The sequence below is a fragment of the Streptomyces sp. RG80 genome (genome assembly GCF_040446465.1).
GTDB lineage: Bacteria > Actinomycetota > Actinomycetes > Streptomycetales > Streptomycetaceae > Streptomyces.
Genome location: NZ_JBEAAJ010000010.1, coordinates 133789 through 151256, shown reverse-complemented (window position 1 = coordinate 151256; position 17468 = coordinate 133789). Strand labels below are relative to the sequence as shown.

The 17468-nt window shown below is 69.8% G+C and carries 14 protein-coding genes; all 14 read left to right on the top strand.

Translation table 11 applies throughout. The features are described from left to right. Positions 1-101 precede the first annotated feature (101 nt). The 14 genes from ABKA17_RS32995 (at position 102) to ABKA17_RS32930 (ending at position 17416) form a co-directional block, all read left to right on the top strand. On the top strand, positions 102-1034 hold the full coding sequence (locus ABKA17_RS32995; RefSeq protein WP_353695986.1) for a carbohydrate ABC transporter permease: 933 nt from the start codon (positions 102-104) through the stop codon (positions 1032-1034). After that, positions 1031-1927 (top strand): carbohydrate ABC transporter permease, encoded by an 897-nt coding sequence (locus ABKA17_RS32990; protein ID WP_353695985.1) that lies wholly within the window; start codon positions 1031-1033, stop codon positions 1925-1927. The genes ABKA17_RS32995 and ABKA17_RS32990 overlap by 4 nt, the downstream gene beginning before the upstream one ends. 265 nt (positions 1928-2192) lie before the next feature. Further along, positions 2193-3482, top strand: a complete 1290-nt coding sequence (locus tag ABKA17_RS32985; protein WP_353695984.1) for a pectate lyase family protein — start codon at positions 2193-2195, stop codon at positions 3480-3482. Then, complete coding sequence (locus tag ABKA17_RS32980) at positions 3479-4633, top strand: Gfo/Idh/MocA family protein (protein WP_353695983.1); 1155 nt, start codon at positions 3479-3481, stop codon at positions 4631-4633. Before ABKA17_RS32985 ends, ABKA17_RS32980 begins: the two co-directional genes overlap by 4 nt. A gap of 2 nt (positions 4634-4635) precedes the next feature. Further along, positions 4636-5481 (top strand): DUF6807 domain-containing protein, encoded by an 846-nt coding sequence (locus tag ABKA17_RS32975; RefSeq protein WP_353696304.1) that lies wholly within the window; start codon positions 4636-4638, stop codon positions 5479-5481. Further along, on the top strand, positions 5478-7028 hold the full coding sequence (locus tag ABKA17_RS32970; RefSeq protein WP_353695982.1) for a glycoside hydrolase family 43 protein: 1551 nt from the start codon (positions 5478-5480) through the stop codon (positions 7026-7028). The genes ABKA17_RS32975 and ABKA17_RS32970 overlap by 4 nt, the downstream gene beginning before the upstream one ends. A 45-nt stretch (positions 7029-7073) precedes the next feature. Continuing rightward, positions 7074-9056 (top strand): pectinesterase family protein, encoded by a 1983-nt coding sequence (locus ABKA17_RS32965; RefSeq protein WP_353695981.1) that lies wholly within the window; start codon positions 7074-7076, stop codon positions 9054-9056. A gap of 52 nt (positions 9057-9108) precedes the next feature. Then, complete coding sequence (locus ABKA17_RS32960) at positions 9109-10449, top strand: ABC transporter substrate-binding protein (protein ID WP_353695980.1); 1341 nt, start codon at positions 9109-9111, stop codon at positions 10447-10449. Between the two features lie 104 nt (positions 10450-10553). Then, positions 10554-11351: a rhamnogalacturonan acetylesterase gene (locus ABKA17_RS32955; protein ID WP_353695979.1), complete on the top strand. Its 798-nt coding sequence runs from the start codon at positions 10554-10556 to the stop codon at positions 11349-11351. A 49-nt stretch (positions 11352-11400) separates the two neighbouring features. Continuing rightward, positions 11401-12714: a pectate lyase family protein gene (locus tag ABKA17_RS32950; RefSeq protein ID WP_353695978.1), complete on the top strand. Its 1314-nt coding sequence runs from the start codon at positions 11401-11403 to the stop codon at positions 12712-12714. Positions 12715-12850: 136 nt separating this feature from the next. Further along, on the top strand, positions 12851-13981 hold the full coding sequence (locus ABKA17_RS32945; RefSeq protein WP_353695977.1) for a pectinesterase family protein: 1131 nt from the start codon (positions 12851-12853) through the stop codon (positions 13979-13981). A gap of 1 nt (position 13982) precedes the next feature. Then, on the top strand, positions 13983-15017 hold the full coding sequence (locus ABKA17_RS32940) for a pectinesterase family protein (protein ID WP_353695976.1): 1035 nt from the start codon (positions 13983-13985) through the stop codon (positions 15015-15017). Continuing rightward, complete coding sequence (locus tag ABKA17_RS32935; protein ID WP_353695975.1) at positions 15010-16266, top strand: pectate lyase family protein; 1257 nt, start codon at positions 15010-15012, stop codon at positions 16264-16266. Before ABKA17_RS32940 ends, ABKA17_RS32935 begins: the two co-directional genes overlap by 8 nt. Next, on the top strand, positions 16259-17416 hold the full coding sequence (locus ABKA17_RS32930; protein ID WP_353695974.1) for a dienelactone hydrolase family protein: 1158 nt from the start codon (positions 16259-16261) through the stop codon (positions 17414-17416). Before ABKA17_RS32935 ends, ABKA17_RS32930 begins: the two co-directional genes overlap by 8 nt. The last annotated feature ends 52 nt before the right edge of the window (positions 17417-17468 follow it).

The following is a 17468-nucleotide window of genomic DNA, read 5'->3' as shown; positions in this document are numbered from 1 at the left end:
CAGCCACAACGCACGCCGCACCCGCCACACAACCGTAAGTGGCACGCACGCACATCGAGAAAGCGCTTCCCGTACGACGTAACGAGAACGGAGACCCTGTCATGGCCCAAGCCGCAGCCGTGGCGAAACCGCCCGCGCCAGCCCGGCGGCGTGCCTCAGCCACCCCGCGCAGGCTTCCCTATCTGCTGATCGCACCGGCCGCCCTGCTCATGCTGGGCTTCATCGCCTACCCGGTCATCAGCGTCTTCTACTACAGCCTGCAGAACTACAACCCCACCAAGCCCTGGCGGAACGGATACGCGGGCTTCGACAACTTCGTCCACGCCTTCACCGAGGACCCGGTCTTCTGGGACACGCTGACCTTCAGCGCCAAGTGGGTCTTCGTCGAGGTGGGCCTCCAGCTGCTCTTCGGTCTCGCGCTGGCGCTCATCGTCAACCAGAGCTTCGTGGGACGCGCCATGGGACGCGCCATGGTCTTCTCCCCGTGGGCCGTCTCCGGCGTGCTGACCTCCGCGATCTGGGTGCTCCTCTACAACTCCCAGACCGGCATCACCCGTTACCTCGCGGACATGGGCATCGGCTCGTACGGCACCAGCTGGCTGTCGGACACCTCCACCGTCTTCCCAGCGGCGATCGTCGCCGACCTGTGGCGAGGCGTCCCCTTCTTCGCGATCCTCATCCTCGCCGACCTCCAGTCCGTCTCGAAGGACCTGTACGAGGCCGCCGAGGTCGACGGCGCCAGCCGGATCAAGCAGTTCTGGCACATCACGCTGCCGCACCTGAAGGACGCGATCATCCTGTCCACGCTGCTGCGCGCGGTCTGGGAGTTCAACAACGTCGACCTGCTCTACACCCTCACCGGCGGCGGACCGGCCGGCGAGACGACGACACTCCCGCTCTACATCGCCAACACATCGGTCGACGCCCACAACTTCGGCTACGCATCGGCCCTGACCACGGTGGCGTTCGTGATTCTGCTCTTCTGCTCGATGGTCTATCTGCGCCTGAGCAAGTTCGGAGGCGACGACAAGTGATCACCAAGGAAGCCACCCCGCTCGCCCCCGCCCCGCAGGCGGAGCAGCCCGCACCCCCGCGTCCGAAGAAGCGCCAGCGCTCCTGGGACGAGGTGCCCCGCTGGCACATCTACCTGCCGCTGTCGATCTACCTGCTCTTCACCCTGATCCCGTTCTACTGGATCCTGCTCTTCGCGCTCCGCCCGGCCGGCTCGACCTCGCTCGTGCCCTGGCCGATCACCTTCGACCACTTCGAGAAGGTCTGGACGGAACGGCAGTTCGGCACCTACTTCGAGAACAGCGTCCTGGTCGGTCTCGCCACCCTGGTGATGACCACCCTGGTCGCGCTGGCCGGCGGTTACGCGCTCGCCCGGTTCAACTTCAAGGTCAAGCGGGCCTTCATGCTCGGCCTGCTGTGCTCCCAGTTCGTGCCGGGCGCGCTCCTCCTGGTGCCGCTGTTCGAGATCTTCGCCGAGCTCCAGATGATCAACTCGCTGGGCAGTGTCATCCTCGCCGAGACGGTCTTCCAGCTGCCGCTGTCGATCATCCTGATCAGCAACTTCATCAAGAACGTGCCGTACTCCCTGGAGGAGGCGGCCTGGGTCGACGGCTGCAACCGCTTCACCGCGTTCCGCATCGTCGTCCTCCCGCTGCTGCGGCCGGGTCTGATCGCGGTGGGCTCCTTCGCCTTCGTGCACTCCTGGAACCACTTCCTGTTCGCCCTGATGTTCCTCAACAACCAGGACAAGCAGACCATCCCGGTCGGCCTCAACACCCTGATGGGCGCGGACAGCGTCGACTACGGCGCGCTCGCCGCGGGCGGCATCATCGCGGCCGTACCCGTCGTGATCGTGTTCGCCTTCATCCAGAAGTGGCTGATCACCGGCTTCAGTGCGGGGGCGGTGAAGGGATGAGGCACCGCCGGAGCGTGGTGGGGGGCGCGCGGCCGGATTCCGTCCGGGCATGTGAAGGAAGCGCTGCGCCGGGTCTCTTTCGGTCCGCCGAGCGCGTAGCCGGCCGAGGCATCCGCCGTGGCATCCCGGCGGCAGCCGACCGCCGGTGGGCCGCAGGCGAGAGTGCGGCCGGCGACAGTCCTGCCGAAGCGGCCGTCGACCGGGGCGGCCGGGCCCGGACGAGGGTGACATCCGCTACCAGCACGAAGGCAAGGGGGGTACGAGCATGAGGCTCCGTCATATCGCGGTCGGCGCGGGCGCGTTGGCACTGCTCTGCGTCCCCGCGCACGCCGAGGCCCGGGACATCAGCCGCGACCCGCTGCCCGCGAACGACGGCTGGGCCTCCGAGGGTGCGGGCACCACCGGTGGCGCCGCCGCCGACGAGGCGCACGTCTTCACGGTCACCGACCGCGCCGAACTGGTCGCCGCCCTCGACGCAGGCAGTGCCACCCCGAAGATCATCAAGGTGGCCGGGACGATCGACGCCAACACCGACGCCGACGGCGAGCACCTGGACTGCGCGGACTACGCCACCGACGGGTACTCGACCAAGAAGTACCTCTCCGCCTACGACCCGCGCACCTGGGGCTCCGCCAAGCCCAGCGGCCCGCAGGAGGAGGCCCGCCAGGCCTCCGCCGCCCGGCAGGCCGAGCGGGTCACGCTCACCGTCGGCTCCAACACCACGCTCGTCGGCCTCAAGGGAGCCGTCCTCAAGGGCGCGAGCCTCCAGGTCAGGAACGCCTCCAACGTCATCGTCCGCAACCTCGACCTGCGCGACGCCTACGACTGCTTCCCCGTCTGGCAGCCCAACACCGGCGGCCTCGGCGACTGGAAGACGGCGTACGACAACATCTGGCTGACCGGCTCCCACCACGTCTGGGTCGACCACGTCACCCTCGGCGACAAGGGACACCCGGACGAGAAGGAGCCGACGTACTTCGGCCGCAACTACCTGCGCCACGACGGCCTGCTGGACATCACCAACGGCTCCGACCTGGTCACCGTCTCCTGGAGCCGGTTCACGGGCCACGACAAGGCGATGCTCATCGGCAGCGGCGACGCGGCCACCGGCGACCGCGGCAAGCTCCGGGTGACCCTGCACCACAACGAGTTCGACTCCGTCGTCCAGCGTGCGCCCCGGGTCCGCTTCGGCCAGGTGCACGTCTACAACAACCGCTACGTCGTCCCCGAGGACGCGGCCGACCACCGCTACTCGATCGGCGTCTCCACCGAGTCCGGCGTGTACGCCCAGAACAACGCCTTCGACACGCCCGGCCATGTGGAGGTCGCCGACCTGGTCAAGAGCTGGAACGGCACCGCCCTGCACGACGAGGGCACGCTCTTCAACGGCTTCCCGGTCGACCTGCTGCCCATCTACAACGCCTACAACTCCGGCAGCGAGCGCGACCTCACGGCCGACGTCGGCTGGACGCCTACCCTGCACACAAAGATCGACAGCGCCGAGAGGGCCGACCAAGAGGTGGCACGCGGCGCGGGCGCAGGGAGGATCCCATGAGCACCGTAGACATCGTCCTGGCGGGTGCGCGCGGCCACGGCCGCTGGCACCTGGAGAACATCCGCCGGCTCCAGGACAAGGGCATCGTCCGCCTCGCGGGCATCTGCGAGCTGAACCCGCTGACCAGGGACGAGATCCCCGAGGGGCTCGGCACGCCCGAGCAGTCCGCCGACTTCGGCGCGCTCCTGGACTCCACGGGCGCCCGGATCGCGGTGATCTGCACGCCGATCCCGACCCACACGGACCTGGCGCTCGTCGCGGCGGCCAAGGGCGTGCACATCCTGCTGGAGAAGCCGCCCGCCCCGTCGTACGCCGAGTTCCGGCGCATGGCCGACGGGGTCGCCGCGGCCGGGGTCGTCTGCCAGATCGGCTTCCAGTCGCTCGGCTCGCACGCCGTGCCCGCGATCCGGCAGCTCATCGCCGACGGCGCGATCGGCGAGCTGGTCGGCGTCGGCGGCGCCGGTGCCTGGGCCCGCCCGGAGGCCTACTACACCCGGGCCCCCTGGGCGGGCAAGCGGCGCCTGAACGGCGTCGACGTGATCGACGGCGCGCTCACCAACCCGCTCGCGCACGCCGTCGCCACCGGTCTCGCCCTGAACGGCTCCATCCGCGCCGAGGACGTCACCGGCATCGAGACCGAGCTGCTGCGCGCCAACGACATCGAGTCGGACGACACCTCCTGCGTCCGCGTGACCACCGCTCAGGGCCGCCCGGTCACGGTCGCCGCGACCCTGTGCGCCGAGCACCCGGACGACCCGTACGTCCTGGTGCACGGCACCCGCGGCCGGATCACCTTCTGGTACAAGCAGGACCGCGTCCTGCTCCAGCGCGCGGACCACGGCCCCGAGGAGTACGACCACGGCCGCACCGACCTGCTGGAGAACCTGGTCGACCACCTGACCGACGGCACCGACCTGCTGGTCCCGCCGGACGCGACCGGCGCCTTCATGAAGGTCGTCGAGGCCATCCGGACGGCCCCCGACCCGGCTCCGCTGCCCGAGAACGTCTGGCATCTGATCCCCGGCGAGGACCGCAGGGTCGTGCCCGGCGTCGAAGGGCTCGTCGCGGCCTCCGCGGACACCCTCGCCCTCTACTCCGAGCTCGGCGCGCCCTGGGTCGCGGACGCCCTACCGAAAGAGGTGAGCACCTGATGATGACGACCACCGACTCACCGGTCCTGCGCGTCGCGGGCCGCCCGGTCGGCCGCTATGTCACCCGGCCCGAGCTGCCCGCGCGGCTCTCCCCGCGCCCCTATGTCCACCCCGTCACCACCCTGGCCGGCACCGCTGTGACCGAACTCAGCCCCGCCGACCACCTTCACCACCTCGGCGTCGGTGTCGCTGTTCCCGACGTCGAGGGGTTCAACTTCTGGGGCGGACGCACCTACGTCCGCGACCAGGGCCCGACCGAGCTCGACAACCACGGCGCCCAGCGCCACAGCTCCTTCCAGCTCCGCGACCCCGACGGCTTCGTGGAGGAGCTGCGCTGGATCGCCGCGGGAGCGGAGCTGCTGCGCGAACGCCGTACCGTGGCGGCGACCGAACTCACGGACGCCGCCTGGGCGTTGGACTTCACGTTCTCGCTCACCAACGTCACCTCCGACCCGCTGTCCATCGGCAGCCCGGCCACCAACGGCCGCCCGGGCGCCGCGTACGGCGGCTTCTTCTGGCGGGCCCGCAAGGAGGACCGGTCCCCGGACGTCTTCACCGCGGGCGCCGAAGGCGAGGAGCACGTCCACGGCCACCGCGCCGACTGGCTCGCCCTCGCCGGCTCCACCTGGACGCTGGTCTTCGCCGGCGCCACCGAACAGACCCGCCGCGACCCGTGGTTCGTACGCACCGGCGAATACCCGGGCGTGGGCTCCTCGTTGGCCCACGACGAGCGGGTGCCGATCGCCCCGGGCGACACCCTCGTACGCCGTGTCGTCACCGTCGTCGCCGACGGCCGGCTCGACCGGCACGGGGCCGCGGCCCTGATACGCAAGGCGGTGAGCCTGTGACCGCCGCGACGCACACGAAGACGGCCGCGACGCACCCGAAGAAGGCCGGGACGTACACCAACCCGGTCCTGAACGCCGACTGGTCCGACCCGGACGTGCTCCGCGTCGGCGACGACTTCTACCTCACCGCCTCCAGCTTCGGCCGCGCCCCCGGCCTGCCGCTGCTGCACTCCCGCGACCTCGTCAACTGGACCCTGGTCGGCCACGCGCTCGAACGCCTGGAGCCCGCCGCCGAGTTCAAGGCTCCCAGGCACGACTGCGGGGTCTGGGCCCCGTCGTTGCGCCACCACGACGACCGGTTCTGGATCTTCTGGGGCGACCCCGACCAGGGCATCTTCCAGATCAACGCCCCCGCGATCAGGGGCCCTTGGACCCGCCCGCACCTCCTGAAGGCGGGCAAGGGACTCATCGACGCCTGCCCTCTGTGGGACGAGGAGAGCGGCGAGGCCTATCTGGTGCACGCCTGGGCCAAGTCCCGCTCCGGCGTCAAGAACCGGCTCACCGGCCACCGGATGAACCCCGACGGCACCGAACTCCTCGACGACGGCAAGCTGATCGTCGACGGCGACCGGATCCCCGGCTGGTTCACCCTGGAGGGCCCCAAGCTCTACAAGCACGACGGCTGGTTCTGGATCCTCGCCCCCGCCGGGGGAGTGGAGACCGGCTGGCAGGGCGCCTTCCGCTCCCGCGAGTTCTTCGGGCCGTACGAGGAGCGGATCGTCCTCGAACAGAAGGACACCGACGTCAACGGCCCCCACCAGGGCGGCTGGGTGCGCACCCCGTCCGGCGAGGACTGGTTCCTGCACTTCCAGCAGAAGGGCGCCTACGGCAGGGTCGTCCACCTCCAGCCGATGAGCTGGGGCGAGGACGGCTGGCCGGTGCTCGGCGACGACGGCGCCCCCGTCGCCGTACACACCAGGCCCGGGCTGCCGCCGCAGCCGGACACCGCGCCCGCCACCGACGACGACTTCCCCGGCGGACGGTACGGCCGCCAGTGGAGCTGGACCGCCAACCCGCGCGACGGCTGGGCCACCCACCACTCCGGCGACGGGCTCCGGCTGACCTGCGTCCGCTCGGCCGACGCGCACGACCTGCGCCGACTGCCGAACGTCCTCACCCAGCGGCTGCCCGGCACGCCGTCCGCCGTCGAGGTGGAGCTGCGCCTCGACAGCGAGGAGCCCGGCGCCCGGGCCGGACTCGCGGTCCTCGGGGACGCCTTCGGCTGGATCGGACTCCAGCGGGAGACGGACGGAACGGTCCAGGTCGTGCACCGGTTCGCGGAAGCGGTTGCCGAGCGGGAGCGCGACGCCGCGCACCCCGTACCGGCCCCCGAGGGACGGGTCCGGCTGCGCATCGAGATCGGCGCCGGCGCACGCTGCCGCTTCTTCTACGACGTCGGCGACGGCCCGCGTCCCTCCGGTCCGGTCTTCGCGGCCACCCCGTGGCGCTGGGTCGGTGCCCTGCTCGGCCTCGTCGCCCTCGCACCCAGCGGTCAGGGGCACGCCGGCGCGGCAACCTTCACGCGGTTCAGGATCGACCAGCTGTAACACACCCCTCTCGCCTCTCTCTTGTCACGCCTGTTGGGAGCCGCAATGACGCACCTCCATAGCAAGCGCTTGTCGGGACTCGGTCCCGGCAGAGTCCTGGCCACCGTCGTGGGCCTGCTGGCCGCCCTCGTGCTGGGGTCGGCCGGGGAGGCCGACGCCTCCACCACGGGATCCTCGCCGGTGGCCGCCTCCCGCTGGACCGACCAGCCGCACGGCTTCGCCTCCCTCGCCGGCGGCACCACCGGCGGGGCGGGCGGCAAGGTCGTCACCGTCACCGACCAGGCCTCGCTGGTGCGGTACGCGGCGGCCGAGGAGCCGTACGTCATCCGGGTGTCGGGGGCGATCGCCGTCGAGCCCTTCGGCTCGGACATCGTCGTCGGCTCGAACAAGACGATCATCGGCGTCGGCGACACCGGCGAGATCGTCCACGGCGAGCTGCACCTCAACCCCGGTACCAGCAACGTCGTCATCCGCAACCTGACGATCCGCGACTCCTATGTCGAGGGCGACTGGGACGGCAAGACCACCGACTTCGACGCCATCCAGATGGACACCGTCGACCACGTCTGGATCGACCACAACCGCTTCACGCACATGGGCGACGGGCTGCTCGACATCCGCAAGGACAGCCGCTACATCACCGTCTCCTACAACCGGTTCGACCATCACAACAAGGCGTTCGGGATCGGCTGGACGACGAACGTCCTCACCGAGATCACGATCGACCACAACTGGTTCACGGGCACCAAACAGCGCAACCCGTCCGCCGACAACTGCGCCTACGCGCACCTCTACAACAACTACCTGTCGGCCCAGGTCGCCGACGGCGACCCGACGTGGACGTACGGGAACTGGTCGCGCGGCAGGACCAGGATGGTCATCGAGAACAGCTACTACGACGGCGTCCAGCATCCCTACCAGGCCGATGCCACCGCCGAGTTGGTGCAGCGCGGGTCGATCCTGCGGAACACGAGCGGGCGAACCGACGCGTGGGGTACCGCATTCGACCCCCGGGAGTTCTACGCCTACCGGCTGGACCCGGCCGCCGCCGTGCCGGCGCTGGTGAAGAGGTTCTCCGGGCCGCAGCGGCAGATCGGGGTGACCCTGCACGTCCCGGCCGACCACCCGACCGTGCAGGCCGCCGTGGACGCCGTGCCGGACGGCAACACCGTGCCCGTGACGATCGCCGTCGCTCCCGGGACGTACCGCGCCAAGGTCCACATCCCGGCGACCAAGCCGAACATCGTGCTGCAGGGGACTGGACAAGATCGGTCCGACACCGTCATCGTCTACGACACGCCCGCCGAGTACGGCGGTTCGACCGGCAGCGCCACCGTGCGGATCGCCGCGAACGACGTCACGGCGCGCAACCTCACCTTCAGCAACGACTTCGACGAGGCCGCGGTCGAGCTGAAGGGCGAGCAGGCGCTCGCGATGAAGACGACCGGTGACCGGATCGTCTTCGAGGACACCGCCTTCCTGGGCAACCAGGACACCCTGATGACCGACAGCCCCAAGCTGACCACCGTCAGCCGGGTCTACATCCGGAACTCGTACATCGAGGGCGACGTCGACTTCGTCTACGGCCGGGCGACGACCGTGATCGAGCGGTCGGTCATCAAGGCGCTGAGCCGGGGCTCGGAGACCAACAACGGCTACATCACGGCGGCTTCGACCTGGACCGGGAACCCGTACGGGTTCCTGATCACCGGCTCCAGGATCGTGAGCGACGCGCCGGCCGGGAGCTTCCACCTCGGCAGGCCCTGGCATCCGGGCGGGGAACCGGAGGCCGTCGCGCAGGTCCTGATCCGCGACACGAAGCTGCCGGCCGCGATCAAGGCCTCCCCGTGGACCGACATGAGCGGCTTCTCGTGGAAGGACGCCCGCTTCACCGAGTACCGCAACTACGGGCCCGGCGCCGAAGTCACCACGGACCGGCCGCAGATGAGCGAGGCCGACGCCCGCGACCACACCGTCGCCGACTACCTCCACGGCACGGACGGCTGGGCGCCGTATGCCCGCCACTGACCCCCACAACTTCATATCCAGTGTTTTTGATCCAGAAGAAGAGAGCCGACCAATGAAGATCAGCATCCGTAGAAGCAGGCGCGCCGCCGTGGCCGTCGCCCTGGGTTCCGTGCTCGCGCTGACCGCCACCGCCTGCGGTGACGACGGCAGCGGCAGCGGCGACAAGGGCGACGAGGGCAGCGGCAAGGGCAAGATCGTCTTCTGGGACAACAACGGTGGTGTGCGCACCGACATCTGGAAGGAGATCATCGCCGACTTCGAGAAGGCGAACCCGGACATCGAGGTCGAGTACATCGGCATCGCCTCCACCGACTACCAGTCCAAGGTCGACACCGCCATCCAGGCCAAGAGCCTGCCCGACGTCGGCGGCGTCGGCGCGGCCATGCTCGCGAGCTTCTCCGCGCAGGACGCGCTGGAGCCGCTGGACACCCGGCTCGCCAAGTCCTCCCTCAACGGCAAGCTCAACGAGGACATGGTCGAGTCGCTGACCGCCGCGGGTGGCGGTGACGGCCGGCTGTACTCGATCCCGACCTCCGCGAACAACGGTGTGCTGTACTACCGCACCGACCTGTTCAAGAAGGCGGGCCTGGACGCGCCGACGACCTGGGACAAGTTCTACGACGCCGCTGACAAGCTCACCGACGCCAAGAAGAACGAGTTCGGTTACACCATCCGCGGTGGCGCCGGTTCCATCGCGCAGGCGCTGGACGCGATGTACGGCCAGTCCCAGCTCACGTCGTTCTGGAACGGCGACAAGACCACGGTCAACGACCCGAAGAACGTCGAGGCGCTGGAGAAGTACGCGGCGCTCTTCAAGAAGGACACCCCGTCCGCCGACCTCAACAACGACTTCACCAAAATGGTGGCGCAGTGGGATTCCGGCACGATCGGAATGCTGAACCACAACCTGGGGTCCTACCAGGACCATGTGAAGGCGCTGGGCGTGGAGAAGTTCCGGGGCATTCCGCAGCCGACGGGCGCCGACGGCAAGCGGGTCCAGGTCTCCAACCCCGTGGACGGCCTCGGCCTGTTCAAGAGCTCCAAGAACAAGGACGCGGCCTGGAAGTTCATCGAGTTCGCGCTCTCGCACGCGGAGAACTCGAAGTTCAACGAGTCCGCGGGGCAGGTGCCCGCGAACAACGAGGCCGCGCAGGACCCGTGGATCTCCAAGGCCGAGCCCACGAAGCTGGCGGCCGCGGCGCTGACCGACGGTTCCACGAGCATTGTTCAGCTGCCGTACTACCTGCCTGACTGGGGCACCATCTCGAAGGCCGACAACGAGCCGAACTTCCAGAAGGTGCTGCTCGGGAAGATGAGTGCGAAGGACTTCCTGGACACGTTGGCCGAGCAGCTGAACGAGGCTCAGGCGGAGTGGAAGTCGCAGAACGGCTAAGAGCCGAGAGCACGGGTGGTTCGGGTTTGTGGGGAGCTGCCGGCCGGTTGGGGCTGGTCGCGCAGTTCCCCGCGCCCCTGGGTTGGTCAACGAAAGGCTTTCCTGTGTCACTTACCCGCAGACAGATCACCACAGCGGCCCTCGCCGCTGTTCCCCTCACCTTCGCGGCCACCGGTACCGCTTCCGCCGGTAGCCGTCGCCCCCGGACGGTTTACATCGCCGGTGATTCCACCGCCGCCCAGAAATACGCCGACGCGGCCCCCGAGACCGGGTGGGGTATGGCGTTGCCGTTCTTTCTGCACAAGGAGCGGCCCGTTTCCAATCACGCGGTGAACGGGCGGAGTTCCAAGAGTTTTGTCGACGAGGGTCGGCTCGAGGTGATTCTCGGGGCGATCAAGCCCGGTGACTTCCTGCTCATCCAGTTCGCGCACAACGACGAGAAGGTCGCCGACCCGACCCGGTACACCGAGCCCTGGACGACGTACCAGGACTATCTGCGGCTCTACATCGACGGGGCCCGCGCCCGTGGCGCCCGGCCCGTGCTGGCGACCTCCGTGGAGCGCAGGAAGTTCGACGCGGGCGGCAACGCTCTGCCGACCCACGGCGACTACCCGGCGGCGATGCGCGCGCTCGCCGAGGAGGAGCGGGTCGCGCTGCTCGACGTCCAGGCGCTGTCTCTCGCGCTGTGGCAGAAGCTCGGGGTCGAGGAGACGAAGACCTACTTCAACTGGACCGCGACCGAGCAGGACAACACGCACTTCAATCCGCCCGGCGCGATCGCCGTGGCGCGGCTCGTGGCGCAGGAGCTGCTGCGTACCCGGGTGCTGAGCCCACGGGACGTGCGGCGGATCGACGACGAGATCCCCGTCTCGTGGATCACGTGGCCCGAGGCCACCGCGTAACGACGAATCGACCGCGCAACCCCCCTGAACCGGAAGAGAGAGCCGCACAATGAGCACACAGGTATGGCATGGACATGGCATAGCGAAGGCCGCCGCGCTGATCGGTTGCACCGCGCTCGTCCTCGGCGTCACCGGCACCAGCGCCCAGGCCGGACCCCGTGACCTCGGCCGCCAGGTCCTCGGCGCGAACGACGGCTGGGGCTCCGAAGGGGCCGGGACGACCGGTGGGTCCGCCGCCGACGCCGAGCACGTCTACACCGTCAGCACCTGGGCCGAGTTCAAGGCCGCGCTGAAGGCCGGCGGCGACGCACCCAAGATCATCAGAGTGAACGGCATGATCGACGCCGTCTCCGAGGGCTGCGAGGCCTTCGTCACCGGCGGCTACGACCTCCAGCAGTACCTCAAGGACTACGACCCGGCCGTCTACGGCAACGACAAGGTCGCCATGGGGCCGCAGGAGGACGCGCGGGTCGCCTCCGCCGCCAAGCAGGACACGGAGATCAAGGCCAACGTCCCGAGCAACACCACCATCGTCGGCGTCGGCAAGAAGTCCGGCATCCTCGGCGGCAGCCTCCAGATCAAGGGCGTCTCGAACGTCATCATGCGCAACCTCACCATCGAGGCCCCGCTCGACTGCTTCCCCAAGTGGGACCCGACCGACGACAAGAACACGGGCAACTGGAACTCCGAGTACGACGCCGTGGTCGTCTACGGCACCGACCATGTGTGGCTCGACCACAACACGTTCACCGACGGCCGCTACCCCGACAGCGAGCGGCCGGTCTACTTCGGCAAGGTCTTCCAGCAGCACGACGGACTGACGGACATCGTGCGCGGATCCAACTACGTGACCGTGTCCTGGAACCGCTTCCAGGACCACGACAAGAACATGCTGATCGGCAACGGCGACGGCCTCGCCACCACCGACGGCGGCAAGCTCAAGGTCACCATGCACCACAATCGCTTCGAGGGCATCCTCCAGCGCTCCCCGCGTGTGCGGTTCGGACAGGTCGACGTCTACAACAACCACTACGTGGTCAACGAGGAGCAGAAGGACGACTACTACATCTTCGGTGTCGGCATCTCCTCGCAGCTCCACGCCACCGACAACGCCATCTCGCTGCCGGCCGGCGCCGGCATCGGCAAGGCGCTGAAGAAGTGGAACGAGTCCCCGCTGACGGCCGAGCGCAACTACGTCAACGGCAAGCTGACCGACCTCATCGCGGTGCACAACGCGGAGATCCCCGCCGAGACCCTCCAGTCCGGCGCCGGCTGGACCCCGACCCTGCGCACCAAGGTCGACCGGCCGCAGGCGGTCCCCGGCATCGTGGGCCAGGGCGCGGGCGCCGGCCGCATCTGCTGACACCCGCCCGCTGACCGGCCGGGGCGGCCCGCACCGCACTCACCACCCGGAGTGCGCCCGCCCCGGCCCACACCCCCCACGGCGAGGAAGTACCGCAAGACATCACCGCAGAGCCGCACCTCCAAGGAGCATCCCCATGCCCTCGCCCCACCGCCAACTCCCCCTGTCCAGAAGGGGATTCCTCATCGCGGGGGCCGGCGCCGCCGCCGCGCTCGGCCTCGCCGCCGCCCCCGCCTCGGCCGGCGGTCGGCGGCCCTTCGGCCGGTTCGGTTCACCGGCCGCCCGCCTCACCCCGACCACCCTGTACGTCGACACCCAGGGCCGCGGCGACTTCACCAGCGTCCAGGCCGCGGTCACCACGGTCACCACCACCGGGTACACCCTCGTCATCGCCCCCGGCGAGTACCGGGAGACGGTGGCCGTCGCCGCCACCGCCACCGAGATGACCTGGATCGGCGCGAGCGAGAACCCGCGTGACGTCGTCATCGTCTACGACAACGCGGCCGGCACCCCCAAGCCCGACGGTTCCGGCACCTACGGCACCACCGGCTCGGCCACCACCCTGGTCCGCCCCGCCGGTTTCACCGCCCGCTGGATCACCTTCGCCAACGACTGGCTGCGCGCCGACCACCCCGGCGTCTCCGGCACCCAGGCCGTCGCCATCAAGGTCCTCGGCGACCGCTCGGCCTTCCACCACTGCCGCTTCCTGGGCCACCAGGACACCCTGTACGCGGACTCCGCCGCGCTCACCGTCTTCGCCCGCCAGTACTTCGCGCACTGCTACGTCGAGGGCGACGTCGACTTCGTCTTCGGCCGGGGCACCGCCGTCTTCGAGCACTGCCACTTCCGCACCCTGACCCGCACCGACCTGTCCGGCGCCCCGTACGGTTTCGTCTTCGCGCCGTCCACCGCGGGTGCCAACCCGCTCGGCTACCTGGTCACCAGGAGCCGCGTGAGCAGCGAGGCCCCCGACGCGTACTACAAGCTGGCCCGCCCCTGGGTGCCCAGCTCCGACACCACCGCCCGGCCCAGCCTCACCGTCCGGGACACCTGGATGGGCACCGGCATCGACGCGGTCGCGCCCTACGCCAACATGTCGGACTCCTTCCCCTGGCAGAGCCAGCGCTTCGCCGAGTACCGCAACACCGGCCCCGGCGCCGAGATCACCGTCCCGGCGAACCGGCCCCAACTCACCGACGCACAGGCCGAGTCGGCGACCCGCGCGACCTATCTGGGGGACTGGCGGCCGTGGAAGGAGTCGTGCTGACATGCGCAGACGCACCCTGCTGACCGGGATGGCGGGAATGGCCGGAGGCCTGGTCGTCGCCGGTGCCGCACCGGCCCTCGCGAGCGGTGGCCGCCGGGTCCTGCACGTCCGCCCCGGCGACTCCGTCCAGGCGGCCGTGGACGCGGTGACCGGGCCCGGCTGGACGATCGTCGTGCACCCGGGGACGTACCGCGAGGTCGTCGACATTCCGGCGGACAAGGCGGAGTTGACCGTGCGCGGCGCCTCCTGCGACCCGCGTGACGCCGTGATCGTCTACAACAACGCCAACGGCACGAAGAAGCCCGACGGGACGACCTACGGCACCGCCGGCTCCGCCACCTTCACCTCCGCCGCCCCCGGTCTCACCGTCCGTGATCTGACCCTCGCCAACGACTGGCTGCGCGCCGACCACCCCGACATCACCGGCACCCAGGCGGTCGCGGCGTACACCTACGGCGACCGCACGCACTTCGAGAACGTCCGGCTCCTCGCCCACCAGGACACCCTGTTCGTCGAGACGACCGCGCTCACCTCCTTCGACCGGCAGTACTTCCGCCGCTGCTACATCGAGGGCGACGTCGACTTCGTCTTCGGCCGGGCCACCGCCGTGTTCGAGGAGTGCCACTTCCACACCCTCCAGCGCGATGTCACCTTCACCCCGAAGGGCATGGTCTTCGCCCCGTCCACCGCCCGCGCCAACCCCCACGGCATCCTCGCGGTCCGCTCCCGCATCACCTCCGGCGCCGAGGACTCGGCGTACAAGCTGGCACGGCCGTGGGTGCCCTCGTACGAGACGACCGCCTGGCCGTCCCTCGTCGTACGGGACACCCGGATCGGGTCCGGGATCGACCCGGTGACGCCCTACACCAACATGCGGGAGCAGTACCCCTGGCAGACCATGCGGTTCAGGGAGCACGGGAACAGCGGGCCGGGCGCGGTGATCACCGTTCCGGAGAACCGGCCCCAACTGCCCGCCGACGAAGCCCGGTTGCACACCCGAGCGACCTACCTGGGTGACTGGCGGCCCCGTGCGTAGAGCTGCCGCCGCCCTCCTCGCCGGTGCCTGTCTGCTGCTGGGGACGCCGGACGCCTCCGCCACCGAGCGCGGCCCCGTCGGCTGGGCCGCCACCGGCACCGGTACCACCGGCGGGGCGGGCGGCACCACCTGGACCGTGCGCACCCGCGCCGAGCTCAAGGAGGCACTCGCCAACTCCGGCGACCCCGCCGCGCCCAAGGTGATCCGGGTCGTCGGGGACGTCAACGGCCATGAGGCGGACGACGGTTCACTGCTCGGCGAGCAGGACTACGCGCCCGGATACGACCTCGGCAAGTACATGTCCTGCTTCGGCGAGGACGGCACCACCTGGTCCGACACCCGCCACGACTACTGCAAGCAGCAGCGGCAGCTCCGGCAGACCGGGTCGAACAAGGAGAAGGCACAGATCCAGCTGACCGTGCCGAGCAACACGACCCTCGTCGGGGTCGGCCGTGACGCACGGCTGCTGGGTGTGTTCCTGACGGTCAACACCGGCACGAACATCATCGTGCGGAACCTCCGGCTGGAGGCCCCCGTCGACCACTTCACCAGCTGGTCGCCCGGGGACGGCGCACAGGGCAACTGGAACGCCCGCTTCGACGCGATGACCGTGATCACCGGCAAGCACATCTGGGTCGATCACTGCACCTTCACCGACGGCCGATTCCCGGACCGCGAGGCACCCCTCGGCTTCCACGGCGAGCACGTCCAGCGGCACGACGGGCTGCTCGACATCGAGGACGGCTCGGACTTCGTCACCGTCTCCGACAGCCGGTTCACCGACCACGACAAGGCGCTCCTCATCGGCTCGGGCGACGGACGGGGCGACCGCGACCGGGGGCACCTGAAGGTGACGTTCGCGCGGAACCTGTTCACCGACATCGTGCAGCGCGGGCCACGCGTCCGCTTCGGTCAGGTGCACGTTGTCAACAACGTGTACCGGGGGCGGACCCAGCCGCTCTACGCCCTGGGCGTGGGCATCGAGTCCGCGATCTACTCCGAGCGCAACGTCTTCCGCTACGATCCGAGCTCCGCCCTGGCCGGGTACGGAGGCGAGCACTTCCACGACACCGGGTCCTGGGCCGACGGCCGCCCGGCCCGGCTGAACGCGGTGGCGGCCGGGCTCGGGCTGACCGACGACGTCGGCTGGGATCCGGCCGACGTCTACGACTACCGGGCCCTGAAGTCGCCCGCCGCGGTGGAGCGTCATGTCCTGGCCCACGCCGGCGCGGGGAGGCCGCATGACTGACGCGATCGGCCGCCGGACCTTCATGGTGGGGACAGGAGCGGCGGCCATGACACTCGCGGCCGGAGGCGGCAGCGCGGAGGCGGCCGGGTTGGTCGGCGGCAACCTCCCCGACTTCCACGGCGCGTTGAAGGCCGAGCTGAACTTCCCGGCGGCCTGGGGGAGTTCACCCGTCCGTGACTTCCGGGCCTGGCGGCGAACCGCCCGGGCCAAGGTCGAGGAGCACCTCCTCGTCGACCGCCAGGACGGCACGCCGTACGAGCCGGAGTTCACGCCCGGACCCGAAGGGGAGGGCTACACAAGGGAGTTGGTCACCCTCTCCCTCACTCGCTACGAACGAGTCCGCGGTGCCCTGCTCACCCCGCAGGGGCCAGGGCCCTTCCCCGCGGTGCTTCTGCTCCACGACCACGGGGCCAAGTTCGACATCGGCAAGGAGAAACTGGTCCGGCCCTGGTACGACGAGACCCGGCTCGCCTCCGCACAGGTGTGGGCGGACAAGTACTTCAGCGGCCGGTTCGTCGGCGACGAACTCGCCCGGCGCGGCTATGTCGTGCTGTGCCTGGACGCCCTCGGCTGGGGCGACCGCGGCCCCCTCGTCTACGACCAACAGCAGGCCCTGGCCTCCAACTTCTACAACCTGGGCTCCTCCCTCGCCGGTCTCATGGCCCGCGAGGACGCCCGCGCGGCAGGGTTCCTGGCCGGCCTGGAGCGGGTGGACACCCGGCGGGTCGCGGCGCTCGGCTTCTCCATGGGCGCCTACCGCGCCTGGCAGACGGCGGCGCTCACCGACGCCGTCTGCGCCACCGCCGCCGTCTGCTGGATGACCGGCCTGAAGGACATGATGGTGCCAGGCAACAACACGCTGCGCGGGCAGTCCTCGTACTACATGCTCCACCCCGGGCTCTCCCGGTTCCTCGACTTCCCCGACGTGGCGAGCATCGCCGCACCCAGGCCGATGCTCTTCTTCGACGGCGGGCTCGACCCGCTGTTCCCCGCCGACGGCGTCCAGGTCGCTCACGACAAGCTGCGCGCCGTCTGGCACTCCCGCCACGCCGAGGAGCGGTTGCACCTCAAGACCTGGCCCGAGCTCGGCCATGTCTTCGTCGACCGCATGCAGGACGAGGTCTTCAGCTGGCTCGACCACGTCCTGTGAACCCCCCATCCCCATCCCCGTTCCCCACCCGCACGAGAAGGGACCCGCACTC